15 protein-coding genes, 1 tRNA gene and 5 pseudogenes are annotated in these 15141 nt (G+C 39.0%); 9 read left to right on the top strand and 12 right to left on the bottom strand.

Annotated features, from left to right (window positions below; all coding sequences use genetic code 11):
- Window positions 1–2 precede the first annotated feature (2 nt).
- Both NYZ99_RS20195 and NYZ99_RS20190 read right to left on the bottom strand, forming a co-directional pair.
- A pseudogene (locus NYZ99_RS20195) lies at window positions 3–1508 on the bottom strand (GH3 family acyl-acid amido synthetase).
- Between the two features lie 5 nt (window positions 1509–1513).
- Complete coding sequence (locus tag NYZ99_RS20190) at window positions 1514–2383, bottom strand: M23 family metallopeptidase (protein ID WP_260572851.1); 870 nt, start codon at window positions 2381–2383, stop codon at window positions 1514–1516.
- Between the two features lie 191 nt (window positions 2384–2574).
- On the opposite strand from NYZ99_RS20190, the gene tatA reads away from it, so the two are divergent.
- From tatA to NYZ99_RS23120, 7 genes are all read left to right on the top strand, one after another.
- Window positions 2575–2760 (top strand): twin-arginine translocase TatA/TatE family subunit, encoded by a 186-nt coding sequence (tatA, locus tag NYZ99_RS20185; RefSeq protein WP_260572850.1) that lies wholly within the window; start codon window positions 2575–2577, stop codon window positions 2758–2760.
- A 465-nt stretch (window positions 2761–3225) separates the two neighbouring features.
- Window positions 3226–4215, top strand: coding sequence for a hypothetical protein (locus NYZ99_RS20180; RefSeq protein WP_260572849.1), 990 nt, complete (start codon window positions 3226–3228; stop codon window positions 4213–4215).
- Window positions 4216–4234: 19 nt separating this feature from the next.
- Window positions 4235–4537 carry a hypothetical protein gene (locus NYZ99_RS20175; protein WP_260572848.1) on the top strand — a complete coding sequence of 101 codons (303 nt, stop codon included), beginning with the start codon at window positions 4235–4237 and terminating at the stop codon, window positions 4535–4537.
- A 4-nt stretch (window positions 4538–4541) separates the two neighbouring features.
- Window positions 4542–5183, top strand: coding sequence for a hypothetical protein (locus NYZ99_RS20170; RefSeq protein WP_260572847.1), 642 nt, complete (start codon window positions 4542–4544; stop codon window positions 5181–5183).
- On the top strand, window positions 5156–5599 hold the full coding sequence (locus NYZ99_RS20165; RefSeq protein ID WP_260572846.1) for an OmpA family protein: 444 nt from the start codon (window positions 5156–5158) through the stop codon (window positions 5597–5599). Before NYZ99_RS20170 ends, NYZ99_RS20165 begins: the two co-directional genes overlap by 28 nt.
- Window positions 5600–5847: 248 nt before the next feature.
- Window positions 5848–5967: a DUF6747 family protein gene (locus NYZ99_RS22550; protein ID WP_338039171.1), complete on the top strand. Its 120-nt coding sequence runs from the start codon at window positions 5848–5850 to the stop codon at window positions 5965–5967.
- A gap of 2 nt (window positions 5968–5969) precedes the next feature.
- Complete coding sequence (locus tag NYZ99_RS23120) at window positions 5970–6029, top strand: hypothetical protein (protein WP_420845239.1); 60 nt, start codon at window positions 5970–5972, stop codon at window positions 6027–6029.
- Between the two features lie 77 nt (window positions 6030–6106).
- On the opposite strand, the gene NYZ99_RS22545 is transcribed toward NYZ99_RS23120, so the two are convergent.
- The 5 genes and pseudogenes from NYZ99_RS22545 to NYZ99_RS20145 form a co-directional block, all read right to left on the bottom strand.
- Complete coding sequence (locus tag NYZ99_RS22545; RefSeq protein WP_338039470.1) at window positions 6107–6205, bottom strand: DUF4837 family protein; 99 nt, start codon at window positions 6203–6205, stop codon at window positions 6107–6109.
- A gap of 22 nt (window positions 6206–6227) precedes the next feature.
- Window positions 6228–7100, bottom strand: a complete 873-nt coding sequence (locus NYZ99_RS20160) for a DUF4837 family protein (protein WP_338039170.1) — start codon at window positions 7098–7100, stop codon at window positions 6228–6230.
- Window positions 7101–7114: 14 nt separating this feature from the next.
- Window positions 7115–8491 (bottom strand): annotated as a pseudogene (locus tag NYZ99_RS20155) (lytic transglycosylase domain-containing protein); the annotation flags it as partial.
- 58 nt (window positions 8492–8549) lie between these two features.
- Window positions 8550–8747, bottom strand: coding sequence for a hypothetical protein (locus NYZ99_RS20150; protein ID WP_260572845.1), 198 nt, complete (start codon window positions 8745–8747; stop codon window positions 8550–8552).
- A gap of 118 nt (window positions 8748–8865) precedes the next feature.
- Window positions 8866–10057 (bottom strand): annotated as a pseudogene (locus NYZ99_RS20145) (phosphoglycerate kinase).
- Window positions 10058–10171: 114 nt separating this feature from the next.
- Here NYZ99_RS20145 and NYZ99_RS20140 point away from each other — a divergent pair.
- Together NYZ99_RS20140 and NYZ99_RS20135 are read left to right on the top strand one after the other, a co-directional pair.
- A pseudogene (locus NYZ99_RS20140) lies at window positions 10172–11333 on the top strand (DNA polymerase III subunit).
- A 32-nt stretch (window positions 11334–11365) separates the two neighbouring features.
- Window positions 11366–11734: a DoxX family protein gene (locus tag NYZ99_RS20135; RefSeq protein WP_260575293.1), complete on the top strand. Its 369-nt coding sequence runs from the start codon at window positions 11366–11368 to the stop codon at window positions 11732–11734.
- A gap of 27 nt (window positions 11735–11761) precedes the next feature.
- Here NYZ99_RS20135 and NYZ99_RS20130 read toward each other — a convergent pair.
- The 5 genes and pseudogenes from NYZ99_RS20130 to NYZ99_RS20110 all read right to left on the bottom strand — a co-directional run bounded on the left by NYZ99_RS20130 (window position 11762) and on the right by NYZ99_RS20110 (window position 15119).
- Window positions 11762–11835, bottom strand: a tRNA-Cys gene (locus NYZ99_RS20130).
- Window positions 11836–12020: 185 nt separating this feature from the next.
- Window positions 12021–12398 (bottom strand): dihydroneopterin aldolase, encoded by a 378-nt coding sequence (gene folB, locus NYZ99_RS20125; RefSeq protein ID WP_260572844.1) that lies wholly within the window; start codon window positions 12396–12398, stop codon window positions 12021–12023.
- Between the two features lie 50 nt (window positions 12399–12448).
- Window positions 12449–13405, bottom strand: a pseudogene (locus NYZ99_RS20120) (PorP/SprF family type IX secretion system membrane protein).
- An 18-nt stretch (window positions 13406–13423) separates the two neighbouring features.
- Window positions 13424–13582 carry a T9SS type B sorting domain-containing protein gene (locus tag NYZ99_RS20115; RefSeq protein WP_260572843.1) on the bottom strand — a complete coding sequence of 53 codons (159 nt, stop codon included), beginning with the start codon at window positions 13580–13582 and terminating at the stop codon, window positions 13424–13426.
- Window positions 13551–15119: a T9SS type B sorting domain-containing protein gene (locus NYZ99_RS20110; RefSeq protein ID WP_260572842.1), complete on the bottom strand. Its 1569-nt coding sequence runs from the start codon at window positions 15117–15119 to the stop codon at window positions 13551–13553. Before NYZ99_RS20110 ends, NYZ99_RS20115 begins: the two co-directional genes overlap by 32 nt.
- Between the last annotated feature and the right edge of the window lie 22 nt (window positions 15120–15141).

The following is a 15141-nucleotide window of genomic DNA, read 5'->3' as shown; positions in this document are numbered from 1 at the left end:
GATCAAACGTATCCTTTGACCTTAAATTCCTCTAGTTTATCCGCAACACTTCTGTCATTCGCTAGTCTTTGAACTTTATTCTGTCCACCCAATTTACCTATAGACTTCATATATTCCTTAAAACCACCTTTTTTGATAGTGGTTACTTTTAAGGGCTGCAGAACTTTCCCTTCAATCAAATCGAAATAATAGCTGTTCACGGCGTTGCAACGCCTCATCTAAAAAATTCTTGAACATTTTCATATCTAAAGGCTCTCTTTCAAACTCAATAAACCACTCGTGATATGGTAATTCTTCGTTTTTGGGAGTTATTTGTGGTGCTACCGTAAATTCGTTTATTTCGGCATTAGTGGCATTTGTAGCCGCAAGCATGGCTTCCTCTACCTCCTTAGCAATTACATGTTCCCCGAATGCGGAAATAAAATGCTTTATTCTCCCGGAAACTATTACTTTATATGGCTTTAAAGATATAAACCGAATGGTATCGCCTAAATTATACGCCCGAGTCCGGCATTGGTAGAAATAATCATAACATAATCTACATCTTTTTCTACCTGTTCAAGCGTCAACCTTTTTCGGCTTTCCTGATGGAATTCATCTGCCCTTATAAATTCATAGAATATGCCGAATCCAAAAGTAGTAGCATTCCATTTTCTTTTTGCGAGTTTTGATAGGCAAAAAATCCTTCACTTGCAGGGAAAAGTTCTATACTTGGAACCTTCTTTCCAATAAGCTCTTCAAACTTCTTTCTGTAAGGCTCATAATTGACGCCACCATAAATAAATAGTTCGAAGTTTGGAAACAAGTCTTTAATATTCCGATTGGTTTTTTCTTTTAGTTTTTCAAAGTACATTTGTACCCAAGAGGGTATTCCGGCAATAACAGTCAAATCCTCTTCTTTGGTCTCCTCTACGATTGTGTTTACCTTGGTTTCCCAATCCTCGATACAATTTGTCTCCCAACTGGGTAATCTGTTCTTCTGAAGGTAACTGGGCACATAGTGTGCGGAAATACCAGTAAAGCCGTCCCAGCTTTACTCCGTTTTTCTCAGTTAGTTCGGACTTCCCTGTAAAAAAATCATCTTTCCATCTACAAAATCGGCCCTTCCGGTTTCATTAATGTAGTTTAGAATAGCATTTCCGGACGCTTCCACTTGATTTTTTATGGATTCCTTAGTTATAGGGATGTACTTCGCCCCGTAGTAGTGCCGAAGTTTTTGCAAAATAAAGTGGTTTACCCGGCCAAAGAACATTGTTTTCTCCGTCAACTACCAAGTTTATATAGGGTTTTAGTTCCTCATAATCCCTAACTGGTACCTTTTGAACGAAATCTTGGTGAGATTTTATATTCTTAAAATCATGATCGCTCCCAAACTTAGTTACTTTGCCACTTCTAATGAGATTGTTAAAAACCTTTTTTTGGGTTTCATGTGGATTTTGAACCCATTTATTGGTTTTTGTCCCAATTCTTTTAGCGAAAATCTTGGCTGCAAATACTTTTAGGGACATGATATTTAATTGAAATCAATAAAATTCTGTGGATCTACAGGATTGCCTTCGTCCCGCAGTTCGAAATGCAAATGCGGCCCCGTTGTAAATTCACCCGTGTTTCCAACGGATGCAATGACCTCCCCTCCACGAACTACTGCACCCTGAAATTTGGCCAAGGACCCGTTATGCTTATATACGCTAAGTAGACCGTCCGGATGTTCCAAAATTATGACATACCCAGTATCTGCTGTCCATTCCGAAAATATAACCGTCCCATTGGCCACTGCCTTAACAGGGGTATCAATGGGCGCCACAATATCCACTGCATAATGTTTACGTTCCAAATCATAATTCATGGATACCGTTCCATTAACAGGTGGAAAAAGAACTAGATTTTTTCTATTCGGATCCCTTTCAAAGAGATTATACTTGTCTTCCAAGGCAACCTCCGCCCTTAAAAGCGAATCCTCTCGTGTTGGTGTTAAATCAACGGAAGAAGGATCTATTTTAAACTGTTCGAACAAGGAGTCCCGGTTAATTTCGTTGTTTTCAATATCCCCTTTTAAAACCATTCGAATATTATCTAAATACCTATTGGTATAATTTAAGGTTCTTACCAAGGAATCTGTTTTATAAGTAAGTTCCGTCGCCTGCCTTTTCAGTGCAGTGGAGGAATATCCTGGGATATACTCTCGCAAGGGAGTAAATGCAATAAGAAGAATGGTAAGCCCTATCAATGCAATCATAAAAAGACTGCCCGTAACAAAAACATTCAAACGACTCAGTTTAAAGGATATTTTTTCCTCAAAAGTACTTTCGTTCAGAATTACCAAACGGTACTTATGAAGCAACTTTCGTTTTATTTCCTTTCTTCTTTTTACTTTTTTGGCCATCTTAACAAAGATAATCTTAGAAATGTAAACAATAACAATTACATCAAAAAATAGGCTATTTATAATGTGGCTATCATATATCCTAGAAAGAACAACAATCCCAACTTTATGGATAAACCGGTTAACGTTAATATTCTAGTTAGGTAAACTAGTTTTTATTACATTTGTTATTCTATTAAAGACTTTGTATTATGACAATAGCGAATATATTTTTGGCCATTGGCCCATGGCAAATAGCAATAGTGGTTTTGGTAGTCCTTTTGCTTTTCGGAGGTAAAAAAATTCCCGAACTAATGCGTGGGCTTGGTAGTGGAATTAAAGAATTCAAGGATGCTTCCAAAGAAGATGATTCCACTGACGATAGTAAAAAGGAATAAAACCATTCTATAAATTATTTAAAAAGCGTTGTGCATTGATTGAACAACGCTTTTTTTGTACCCTAAATAGGGTATATTTTTCTTTTGTTATTCACAGGGCATAGTCCCGTAAACCTAGTAGATATTAATGCTACACGACAAAAAACACCTCTTTCACAACAAAAAATAAATCATATTCCCCTTTAAAACTACTTTCGAAAATAAATCTATCCAAAAACTGTTATAAGACAACTAGTTGGAAAGTGATTTTCGAAAACGATTTTAAAGGCATGAAGCATATTTTTCCCTTTTGTATATTTTTTTTGTCCCTGTCGTTAGGCGCCCAAGATTTTAAGACGAGTCTCGGCATCGACTAATAATGGGGATTTCAGCAATACATCGGATTCATCGTATTACCCCGTTGATAGAACGAATGATGAAGGCTTCTTAAATGCTGCAAAGGCAAATAATATTCCTCAAAGAACCATGACAGATTTGGAAGGGTTTTCAAATGGCTATTATATAATCGCCGGGGTTTTTAGTAAATCCAACAAACTTGATAAACAAGTAAAAAAACTGACTAAAAAAGGCTTCGATGCTGGTTACATTCAAAATCCCGAGAATAAGCTTTATTATTTATATCTGAATCATTACGGTTCATGGCAGAGGGCAATATCCGATTGCAAGACCAATTTTGATGGAAACTACAATGACGCTGTTTGGATTCTTAATATGGTCATTGAAAATTCCTTTGATAATAGCTTAGTTGCCAGTAAAAAAACCTTTTTGGAGAATAATACACAACAAAAAGGAGCAAATAAAGATATCCTTGTTAGACCTCTTGAACCTGAAGATGTTACCTATGATATGATACAAGAGCAGGCGGCAGCCTCTAATTTACTTGACGAAGAAGATTTACAGCTCAAGCCAGGATCGAAAGCCATAGAAAATGATCCCAATAAAAGTATGTTGATAAAAAGGGCCGACGCCTACTTCGACAAAATGTGGTATGCAGAGGCGGCCAAACTGTATGAAATGGCATTGGACAACAAGAAGGGTAACTATTCATATGAAGTCCTGCAAAAAATTGCAGATGCCTATTACTTTAATACAAACATGGAGCAAGCCTACAAATGGTACAATACCATGTTCGAAACATACGGGGAGCAAATGTCCGCTGACAATATTTTCAGGTATGCGCATTCTTTGAAAGGGACCGGCAATTATGCCCGATCAAAGCGCTTAATGCGACTTTATAACAAAAAATATGCGGCCCAAATAGGTAATTCAGATATAACTACGGAGCAAAGAGAACAAATATTGGATCGCCTTTTAAATACAAAGGACAAGTTCGATATTAAAAATCTTAATATCAATTCAGAGTATAGTGAATTCTCACCCGTCTTTCTAGAAGAAGACAAGATTGTTTTCGCTTCTGCCAAGGACTCATCCGTGTTCAGTACCGAGACGGTATAAATGGGACAATCAACCATATTTGGACCTATATACCGCAAAATTAAATGAAGAGTCCCAAGAACTTAGAGATGCCGTAAAGTTCAGTAAGAAAATTAACACCAAGTATCACGAGGCCGCGGTCACCTTTACCCCTGACAATAATACCATGTTCTTTACAAGGAACAACTATGGTAAAAAACTTCGTAGGGACAACAATGGAATCAATCATTTAAAAATCTACAAGTCGGTAAAGGTAGATGGCGAATGGACAGAAGCTACCGAAGTACCTTTCAACAGCGACTCCTATTCTACCGGTCATCCCGTACTGAGTCCGAGATGGTAAGAAAATGTATTTCGTGTCGGATATGCCTGGAAGTATTGGTGAGACTGACATATTTGTGGTAGATCTTTCAGAAGATGGGTCCTTCTCGGAACCCGGAAACTTAGGCCCTGGAATAAATACGGTAAAAAGGGAAATGTTTCCGTTTGTTAATGGTGAGAAACTTTACTTTTCTTCTGACGGTTATGTGGGTATCGGAGGTCTAGATGTATATGAAGTGGCCTTCAATGAAGACGGCGGCTTTTCTGAAGTTAAAAATGTAGGCAAGCCTATCAATAGTAATAAGGACGACTTTTCATTTATAGTCAACGAGGACAAACAAATGGGTTATTTCGCATCCAATAGGGATGGCGGTAAAGGTTTCGATGATATTTATTCCTTTAAAACCTTAAAAATAGAAGAAATTCCTACGGCACAAAACGCCATTGCCGGCATAGTCAGTGAGTTGGTGACAGGGGATGTGATGCCAAGAGCTCTCGTAACATTGCTAGATGAGAACAATATTAAGTTAAAAGAGATGGAGACGGCTGAGGATGGAAGCTTCATCTTTGAAGATTTGGACGCGAATATCAAATACATTTTAAAAACGACCCGAGTTCCTATTTTGACGATGAAAGGGAAGTGGCAACTTCCGATAATGATACTATAAATGTGGATATACAAATGAGAAGGCTTAAGGAAATGATTGCCGTTGAAGATGGTATTCGAAAACTTAAGACAGAAATGATTCACTTTGATTTTGATAAATCCTACATTCGAACCGATGCTGCTAAGGAATTGGACAAGCTAGTAAGTGTCATGAACGAATATCCGCAAATGGTCATCAAAATTGAATCACATACAGATTCTAGGGGAAGTAACATTTACAACAAGTACCTATCAGACAGAAGGGCTAAGTCCACAAGGGACTATATCATATCCAAAGGAATTGCCCCGGAGAGAATTCAAAGTGCTGTTGGATATGGAGAAGAAAGATTATTAAATGAGTGCGATGGTAGTATACGTTGTACAGAACCAAAACACTACTTAAACCGAAGATCAGAATTTATTATAGTGGATATGTAAAATAAGATCCATAAAATTTATTAAAACAAAAGGGCGGGAATCTTTACATTGATTCCCGCCCTTTTGTTTGGAAACTATTAATCTCCTTGTAAGTGCTTTTTGAATCTATTGTCTTTTCGTCGTGCTTTTGAACCGTTCATAGATTATTTAAAATAACCCCATTTCTTCAAAGAATTTTTAATCCGTTAATCTAATCTTTTTAGCATTCTGCATTCTATTTAAGAAGTTTGATACCATAACTAAAAAATATGATTATGGGGAATCTTTTACTTATCAAGGAAATTTATATCGAGGCCTTTAAAAACTGGAAAAGTTTTATTCGGAGAACTATTTCAAATTTTTCTCTTGGGCTTGCTTTGCTCTTCTAGTCTTGGCAGCCTATGCCTTAATTTTTAGAATATCCACAGGCTTCTCATTTAGCAATCTCTAAAGAAGTTTAGTTTTATTAATTATAATAAAAGCGGCCCAAGAGTATTCTTGGGCCGCTTTTATTTTGGACAGTTTAAATTACTGCAGTTCGTTAAACTTTACAGTTTTTAATATAGCCTCCAACTCAAACATGTAATCACGTTTTTCGGTTGCCGGTGCAAAGGTGAATCCTTCCAAAACCAATTTTCTATTATTTGCCTCATCGTTTATGATATAAGTTAGAAAAGGATACAGCCATGGGATAATCGGACATTTCCCATCTTCCCCTTACTTCTGCGGCCTTTCTACCGGCCACCTCGGCTGGAAACACGTAGGGTGAAAAAGCCTTCTCAGTAATCATATGATTGTTTTTTCCAGGAATATCTTCTCCGGGAATAAAAAGGTTGCCAATTGAATCTCGCATACGAACTATATCCTGAACGAAGGTAGAGTCATTCTTAAAGGTATCCCATGGAACACTGTATGCAATAATATTCATGTTTCCCTTTTGGATTTGACGGTCGATCCAAACAAAATTATCTTCTTCCCTTCCCACCTTATAAACGGATGGAACATTTAGAGTAATACCTAATTTCTCTTGCAAGGCCTTTTCCTTGCTCAAGGATTTTAAAAACTTATTCTGTGCCTCTTGCAATTCAAGTTCTTTGTAGTCGGCAATAAATTCAGGGGCCTTTTGATCTAAATTGTCAATGATTTCCTGTTGGTTTCTGCCTTTAACAACACCTATCAGTTGGGGTTTTGCATACATGTTTCGCTTCATATGTGCTATATCCAAGGTGTCTTGCATAACATACAACACGCACCGTGTGTTCCTGACCGAACCTGAAAATACCTGATGTGGAATTTGGGTAATACTGAACTGTGCCTCGTCCCAAGATAAACCTAATGCGGGTGCTGCAAAATGCCTTCTAATATTGTCACCTACTTCACTTTTCCAAAGGTCGTTATCTATTACGACCGTAAGTGTATTGTAGGCGCCTATGGATTCCGGCAAATAATCCTGCTTCTTGCCTTCTTTACAGGAAGAAAGAATTACTAAGGTCAATAAAAATAGTGTTCTGATTTTCTTCATTTTACATATCTAATTTACGATGAACAATCGCACAGTTTTAGTTTTGTGCCCGGTTTTAGGTTATTACCACTAATACCGTTCCATTCTCGTAAATTTTCGATACTAACTCCAGGATATTTTCTAGAAATCGTCCAAAGTGAATCTCCACTGCGTACTTCGTGCACCTTGGTATTGCTTGAAATGATCTCCTTAGATGGAGTATCCTTTGGTTTGACGGAAGCTACCGGCTGTTTTCTTGGGAATATGGTCAATCGTTGTCCTATTCTAAGATCATTGCTCCGTAATCCATTCCATCTTTTAATTTGGCTTACACCTACCCCATATCGTTCCGCAATTTTACCCGGATAGTCACCACTTCTCACCCTATAACGGATTTGGTCTTCCTGGGCCTGTTTTACCAATTGTGGTAAAGGACTTTCCTTGCTTTTTAGTTCCTTTTCCACATGGGCATATATAGCCTCTTCATTTGCAACGAATTTGCCCATATAGCTTACTGGGAGCCTCAAGGTATAGTTTTTGCCTTCTACATAGGGTATAGCGTTAAGTTTATAAGAAGGATTTAAAATTTTAAGCTCTTCCTTTCCTATGCCAACCAATTCAGAAATCTGATCAAATGTGATGAGGCTTTTTACGTGAACGGTATCCGTTTCAAAGTAAGGCCTTTCCACTTTTTGGCCCTTCAAACCATGTTCTTCGGCATATTCAAAAATATACATGGTGGCCAAAAATGCAGGAACATATCCAGCCGTCTCCCTTGGCAAATTCCTTCTTATGTTCCAATAGTTTTTATAACCTCCGGATCTTCTGATGGCCTTATTTACATTTCCGGGGCCGGAATTGTACGCTGCCAAAGCCGGATCCCAATCCTGGAATATATTATAAAGCTTGGACAGGTACTTACAAGCTGCCTCTGTTGACTTAATAGGATCACTACGCTCGTCCACATAACTAGTGACATCCAATTTGTACATTTTACCAGTCCCATACATAAATTGCCATAAGCCAGTGGCTCCAACCCTAGATCTCGCCTTGGGGTTTAACGCGGATTCAACGATGGACAAATACTTCATCTCTAAAGGGATGTTATGATTGTCCATTTGCTGCTCAAAAAGAGGAAAGTAAAATTGACTTGCAGTTAACATACGCTGCATTAGTCCCCTTCTTCTTGTCAAAAATGATTTGATGACATTTTCAAGGGAAGGATTATATGCAACATTGAAAGGGGTCTTCCGGTTTAATTTTTCCAGCCTAAGTTTAAGAGTATCCGTATTCAAGTCCAAAACATAGGTAGAATCTGGCTCCAGTGTTGTTACGTCTTCGTAGATGGCATCAAAAAGAGGCGCATTGGCAATGAGCTCGTTCATCCAAAGACTGTCATACTTCGCTGCTAAGTCATGATTCCTAAGATCGTACTTTTTAGTCTCATTAGACTTTACAAGTATAAAGTCATTATCTCGGAATAGAATCTACTGCAGAAAGGTCAATCACCTGTTCTGCTTGCAACGTAGCAGAATCGTTTTCAACCTGCTTTAAGGATAATTCCTCCTTTTTTACAACGGTTGTTGAATCCTTTTGCTGTGCCAAAATAGTCATTGGTAACACAAAAAAACCAACAAGAAAAATACTACGGATACGTGACTTGATCATAGAGCGTAAAATTTCTTAGCGGGACCAACGAAAATCGTACATTTTTCCTTTAGAATAAAATTTTCTTTCTTAAAATGTACATTCCATCGATAAACTCCGTTAATCGATAACGCCCTGACTAATCGTTTATTGCGGCAATTCCCGGTAGGGTCTTCCCCTCAAGGCTTTCCAACATGGCCCCACCCCCTGTGGAGACATAACTAACCTTGTCCTCAAAGCCAAATTGCTTGACAGCGGCAACAGAATCCCCACCTCCAACAAGTGAAAATGCACCGTTTTGGGTTGCTTCATCAATGTAATTGCCTATCGCTATCGTTCCTTTAGCGAATTTTTCCATTTCAAAAACACCTACAGGCCCATTCCAAAGTATTGTTTTTGCCTGTAAAATAACTCTTTTGAAGTTTTCCAAACTTTGGAGATCGGCATCTAAACCTTGCCAACCATTGGGTATCTTGTCAACATCCGTAATTTTAGTGTTGGCATTTGGACTGAAATCGTCGGCTGCCAAAACATCCACTGGAAGATGTACGTTAACACCTTTTTCCTTTGCTTGCTTTAAGATATCCAACGCCAACTCCATTTTATCGTCCTCGCAAATAGAATTACCTACACTACCTCCTTGTGCCTTGATAAAGGTATAGGTCATACCCCCACCAATAATCAAATCATCCACTTTGTCTAGGATATTTTCGATAATGGTTATTTTTGAAGAAACCTTAGCACCCCCTAAAATGGCCAAAACTGGTTTTTCACCCGTTTGCATCACCTTTTCGATAGCGTCTATTTCCTTTGCCAGCAGATATCCAAAGCATTTTGCCCCTGGAAAGAACTTTGCTACGATAGTGGTAGAAGCATGAGCCCTGTGAGCAGTTCCAAAAGCATCGTTCACATAAATATCTCCTAACTTTGATAATTTTTCTGAGAACACCTCATCTCCCTTTTCCTCCTCCGAATAATATCTTAGATTTTCCAATAAAAGCACTTCCCCACTTTTTAACTCGGAAACTGCTTTTTCTGCCTTGTCACCAACACAATCATCCACAAATTTTACAGAAACACCGATAACTTCGGATACCTTGGCGCAAATATGCTTCAGCGATAAATCAGGATTTCTTTTACCATCTCGGCCTTCCCGGATGACTCATTAGTACTGCGCTACCACCATCTTCCAAAACCTTGATAATGGTTGGTTTAGCCGCCTCGATCCTATTCGCATCGGTTACTTCAAAATTTTCGTTCAAAGGAACATTGAAGTCTACCCTTATCAAAGCCTTTTTGTTTTCAAAATTAAAGTCGTCTATTACTTTCATGGAATGGTGCTTTTAAATGAATGGCAAATGTAAAGATTAAAAGATGTAGTTAAAACACCCTATGGCAATTTATGCGTATTCTTTACTGGCCTAAAAACAACTATATTTGAAACCATGCTTTTTAAGGACGTTTTAGGACTACCCCATATAAAAAACCACCTCACATCCAGTGCCGATGCGGGCAGGATTCCGCATGCACAATTATTCGTAGGCCCGGAAGGTTCAGGTGTCTTACCTATGGCCCTGGCATATTCCCAGTATTTGATTTGTGGAAACACGAATAGCGAGAATGAAGGGGAAAATATGACGTGCAACCTAAAGTTCCGTTCCTTAGCCCATCCCGACCTGCATTTTGCCTTTCCCGTTGCCAACACAGAACAGGCTAAAAAGCATGCAGTCAGCGATAATTTCATGAAAGAGTGGCGGGACTTTATGAACGAACAACCGTACGGTAATCTATTTGATTGGTATCGGTTAATCGATATTGAAAAAAAGCAAGGCCGGATTGGTGTGGACGAGGCCAAGGAAATTGTGAAGAAATTGTCTCTAAAGTCCTACGAAGGCGGCTTTAAAGTGATGATCGTGTGGATGGCCGAGAAATTGAATACTGCTGCATCCAATAAGCTTCTAAAATTGATTGAGGAACCTCCTGAAAAAACGGTTTTTCTATTGCTTTGTCAGGAGGAGGAACAAATTCTTCAGACAATACGTTCAAGGTGTCAAATTTTACATTTTCCGCCTCTCGGCCGAAGATGTAATTTTGACTGAACTGCTCAAAAAAGGGGCTTCACAGCAAGAGGCCATGCAAATTGCCCATGAAGCGAACGGTAATTTCAATAAGGCCCTCGATTTATTGAACAAGGATTCCGAGGACCTTGTGTTCGAGAAATGGTTCGTGCAATGGGTTCGTAGTGCCTTTAAGGCCAAAGGCAACAAAGCCGCCATACATGAATTGATTCTATGGAGCGAAGAAGTATCGAAAACAGGAAGGGAAACACAAAAAAAGTTTCTTCATTATTGCATAATGGTAATGCGCCAGGCCATGCTCATTAACTATGGTGTACATGAACTCGCCTACATGAAGATACATTCGGACGGATTTCAATTAGAAAAGTTTGCCCCCTTTGTTCATGAAAATAACATTTTGGATATCACCAAAGAATTGGAAGAGGCCATCTACCATGTTGAAAGAAATGGGAACGCAAAAATTATTTTTACCGATTTATCCATACGTCTTACAAGGCTTTTACATAAAAAACCAACTAAAATAAGTTAACCATGGAAGTACTAAGAGATTACGCGCCGTAACTGATTTTGCTTCTTTTTTTAACCATTACCTTTCTACAAAGCGGATTGGACAAAATTACGGACTGGAAGGGTAATATAGGATGGTTAAAAGGGCACTTTGCTAAAACCCTTTTTAAGAATTCTGTCCCCCTTTTATTGGGAATTATCCTTGTTCCGGAAGTATTTACGGGTATAATATCCCTATTTGGAATTTATGGGATTTTAAGTTCCGGCAATACATCATTCGCTTTTTTGGGAGCCCTTGTAGGATGTGCAACCCTATTGATGCTCTTAATGGGACAGCGTGTGGCCAAGGATTATGACGGAGCAAGAACCATCGTTATATATCTTATGCCTAGCATTTTTTTGTTGTTTCTACTGCAAAACTAAAAAACCTCCCATTTCTCGGAAGGTTTTTGGAGGCATCGAGCGGATTCGAACCGCTGTACAAGCTTTTGCAGAGCTCTGCCTAGCCACTCGGCCACGATGCCCTTTTTAAATCGATTGCAAATTTAGTAAAAATTAATCCTTTTGTTTTAAAAGAAATGAGGTTTGTTCGAAATAATAATCCATGATCTTTTAAGCCATGGATTTTAGGATTGAAATCATTTTCTATTTGAGGCATCAACTGGAAGCTAACCATAGTAATCTTGCGAGATTTTGCCTAATCCATCTGCTACAATGATTTGAAACCTGTTTTCCTTTTAAAGGATAACTTTACCAAGACCTTTTCCACATCGCCATTTATAGGTGGGTTTACTTTGGCAACGGATATAGTTGTTTTTTTGACCATTGACAAGTCTCCTAAAATTCTATTCCCGATTCTTTTGGCCACATGTTCCAATAGTTTTGAGGGGATACCCATTTCCTCCACCACGATTCGATTTATATGGACGTAATCTACGGTATCCCTTAATTCATCGGATTCTATGGCCTTGGAGAGATCCGCCTTTACCTCAACATTCACCAAATAGTCACTTCCAATTTTTGTCTCCTCGGAAAGACATCCGTGATACGAATATACCCGAATGTTATCTACACGTATTGTGCCCATTTTCAGTTATCAATTTTTACAACTGCAAACTTAAACAAAGAGCGGGAACATTAATAGGTACACCTACAATTACTAATACCTTGGAACAAGTCAACCCCTACAGTTACCACATGTGTTCCGGTACTGTACCCCAAAATCTCATTAAGAATTATTTGGTAGGAGTATCCAAAATAAAAGTTGCTTTTTTTGAACCCAACAATTGGGGCAACATAAAGCGGATTACCAATTTGATCATTGAGGAATCTGTAGGTAGCCCCTGCATAATAGTAATCCTCAAAATCGTACCAACGGAATTTAACGTTTAAATCCGTTTCGGATCTTCCATCACTTTCAAAAATCTTGAACAGCACAGAGGGTTCTATTTCCAAATTACTGGTCCTGCTTTTTGTATATCTATAGCCTGTGTAGACATAATAGTTCCTAAGCTCATTTGGCTCATCTATATCAAACGTAAGACTCCTTGGGTCCTTGTCCAATAGGTTTGATGCATTGGCGGCAAAGTAGAACTTATCATATCGGTACAAAACGCCCACATCAAAGTTGTGGTTCGTAGTTTGCCTATTGTTAACGACTCCCCCATCAGGAAATTCAAGAAGATCAAACTGGGCCGTATCAATATTAAATTGGTTGAAATTGTATGAAAGACCAAAGGATAAAAACTCGTCCTCATAACGGTCCAAAGTCAAATGGTGGGCAAAGGAAACCCTCGCCCCCCTTTGCTTGGTATATCCGTTTGAATCATTATACAAAAATACTCCGATACCGAGACTTTTCACCTATTCGCATATCCGCTGCCAAGGACTGGGTCCTGGGTGCGTCCTTTATCCCCACCCATTGGGCCAATCCATTCAACCTTATTTTAACGTATTCCCAATACCTGCATAGGTCGGGGCCAATACAAATGGGTTGTCAGCCAAATACTGCGAAAGTTGGGGAGAATTAAGCTCTTGACCCGTTACTGCCAAGGTACTTATTACAAAGGCTAAGGTCAATAGTCTCTTACGCATAGTTTTTTAGGTTAAGTTTTATCTATAAAGGGTGAAATGGCCTACAAACTCTCGGCTATCCTCTTCTCCGTTCAGTTGAATTACGTACCAATAGTCTCCTGTTGGTAATTCCTTCCCTTCGTATTTTCCATCCCAGCCCTGGGCATCATGGGCCTGTCTCGGAAACCACTCTACCATAACGATCATAAATCTTTATTAGTATCTCCGGGAACTGTTGAATATTCTTCGGAATCCGGAAATCATTTTGTCCATCACCATCAGGCGTAAAGAAATTTGGAATTTCCACATCTATAAACTCCATGAAGATGCTGGCAATCATCTCACAACCGTTTTCATCCACTACCCTAACCTCATAGGTGTCGGTTCTAGTAATGTAGAACGTATTGTCGTTACCATTATCGATTCCATCAAAGTAATAAGTATATTCAGGTTTTCCTCCCTCTGCCACAGCCGTAATCTCGTTAAGATTTCGCTGTTCAAGTACCAAGGTCAATGGGTCAAAACTCTCTATTGTGAAATCTAAGGTAATCATACAACCGTTCGCATGAGCGATTGTAATATAATGGTCTCCAGGAGCAATATTTGTGAAATCCGGATTTAACTGTAACGCCGATGGGTCTGTTGAATCCAATGCATACATAACATCACCTATGACGCTTTCATCCTCTAAGGTAATGTTCACATAATTGTCCGGAACATCATCTGTACAAACATAAATAGGCTCTACAGTTGCATTAAGATTTACTCCTGGCTCTATATCTACTACTATATTGGTTTCGCAACCATTGGCATCCCTAACAAAGATTAGATAATTGCCGGCAGCCATATCCACAAAGTCTATTCTATCCTGAACAAAATCCGCATCATCATTGGAGTTCAACGCTGTACTGTAAGGGGCGGTACCTCCTGTAATATCCAAGGAAATAGTACCATCTTGACTATCAACACAAATCTCTGGAGTTGTGGTCGCATTTACCATTAGCATTGAAGGTTCCGTAATGGTATACTCCGGATATTCGAAACATCCATTTTGGTCTTGAGCGATTACGATGTAATCACCTGGTTCTAGATCCGTAAACGTATTTACGGTATCGAATTGGTTCAGGTTGGGAGAAATCGCATATTGATATCCTCCGAGCCACCAGGAAAGTGTTACTGTAATACTACCATTTCCTTCTCCTTCACAAGTAACATTTATCACTTCATCAGTATAAGTCAATGGAGCAGGCTCTGTAATAATAACCTCTTCCGGTAACGTAGTACAATCCTCACTGGTTACTGATACATAATAGGTACCAGCAGGAAGGTCTCTGAACTCTCCAACGGAAGTTGGCCCTGCAATTCGAGAAGCAATATCCAAAGAAGCAGTTGTATACAACTCAAACTGATAGTTACCAAGTCCTCCAAAGGCTTCAGCGTAGATAATGGCAGTACTTTCTCCCGTACAATTGATATATGCAGCAGATTGATCTACCAATAATGTTAATGGGTCAATCATGTCTTCGGTAATGGCATTTGACTGAACCGCCTCACAGCCATTAACGGCATCCCTAACATAGTACTGATAGGTGCCGGCTCCAAGTGTACCGGTTGCCGGTAATCCCATTGGATTACTAGTCATTGGCATATACGTAACACCATCCAAACTATACTCATAGGTACCACTACCTCCTGTAGCCGTAAGCTCAAACTCTACTCCGGTCGCACAGGTCAAAGGATCGGTTCGGATCAATTGT

This window comes from Maribacter litopenaei, from assembly GCF_025244665.1.
Taxonomy (GTDB): domain Bacteria; phylum Bacteroidota; class Bacteroidia; order Flavobacteriales; family Flavobacteriaceae; genus Maribacter; species Maribacter litopenaei.
Note: the sequence above shows the minus strand (reverse complement) of the source record. Positions and strands in the feature narration are given on the sequence as shown.

Coding starts and splice junctions, on each gene's coding strand:
- NYZ99_RS20190 (WP_260572851.1), bottom strand. CDS start 2,383: ATGGCCAAAAAAGTAAAAAGAAGAAAGGAAATAAAACGAAAGTTGCTT.
- tatA (WP_260572850.1), top strand. CDS start 2,575: ATGACAATAGCGAATATATTTTTGGCCATTGGCCCATGGCAAATAGCA.
- NYZ99_RS20180 (WP_260572849.1), top strand. CDS start 3,226: ATGACAGATTTGGAAGGGTTTTCAAATGGCTATTATATAATCGCCGGG.
- NYZ99_RS20170 (WP_260572847.1), top strand. CDS start 4,542: ATGTATTTCGTGTCGGATATGCCTGGAAGTATTGGTGAGACTGACATA.
- NYZ99_RS22550 (WP_338039171.1), top strand. CDS start 5,848: ATGATTATGGGGAATCTTTTACTTATCAAGGAAATTTATATCGAGGCC.
- NYZ99_RS20160 (WP_338039170.1), bottom strand. CDS start 7,100: ATGAAGAAAATCAGAACACTATTTTTATTGACCTTAGTAATTCTTTCT.
- NYZ99_RS20150 (WP_260572845.1), bottom strand. CDS start 8,747: ATGATCAAGTCACGTATCCGTAGTATTTTTCTTGTTGGTTTTTTTGTG.
- folB (WP_260572844.1), bottom strand. CDS start 12,398: ATGGGCACAATACGTGTAGATAACATTCGGGTATATTCGTATCACGGA.
- NYZ99_RS20115 (WP_260572843.1), bottom strand. CDS start 13,582: ATGGTAGAGTGGTTTCCGAGACAGGCCCATGATGCCCAGGGCTGGGAT.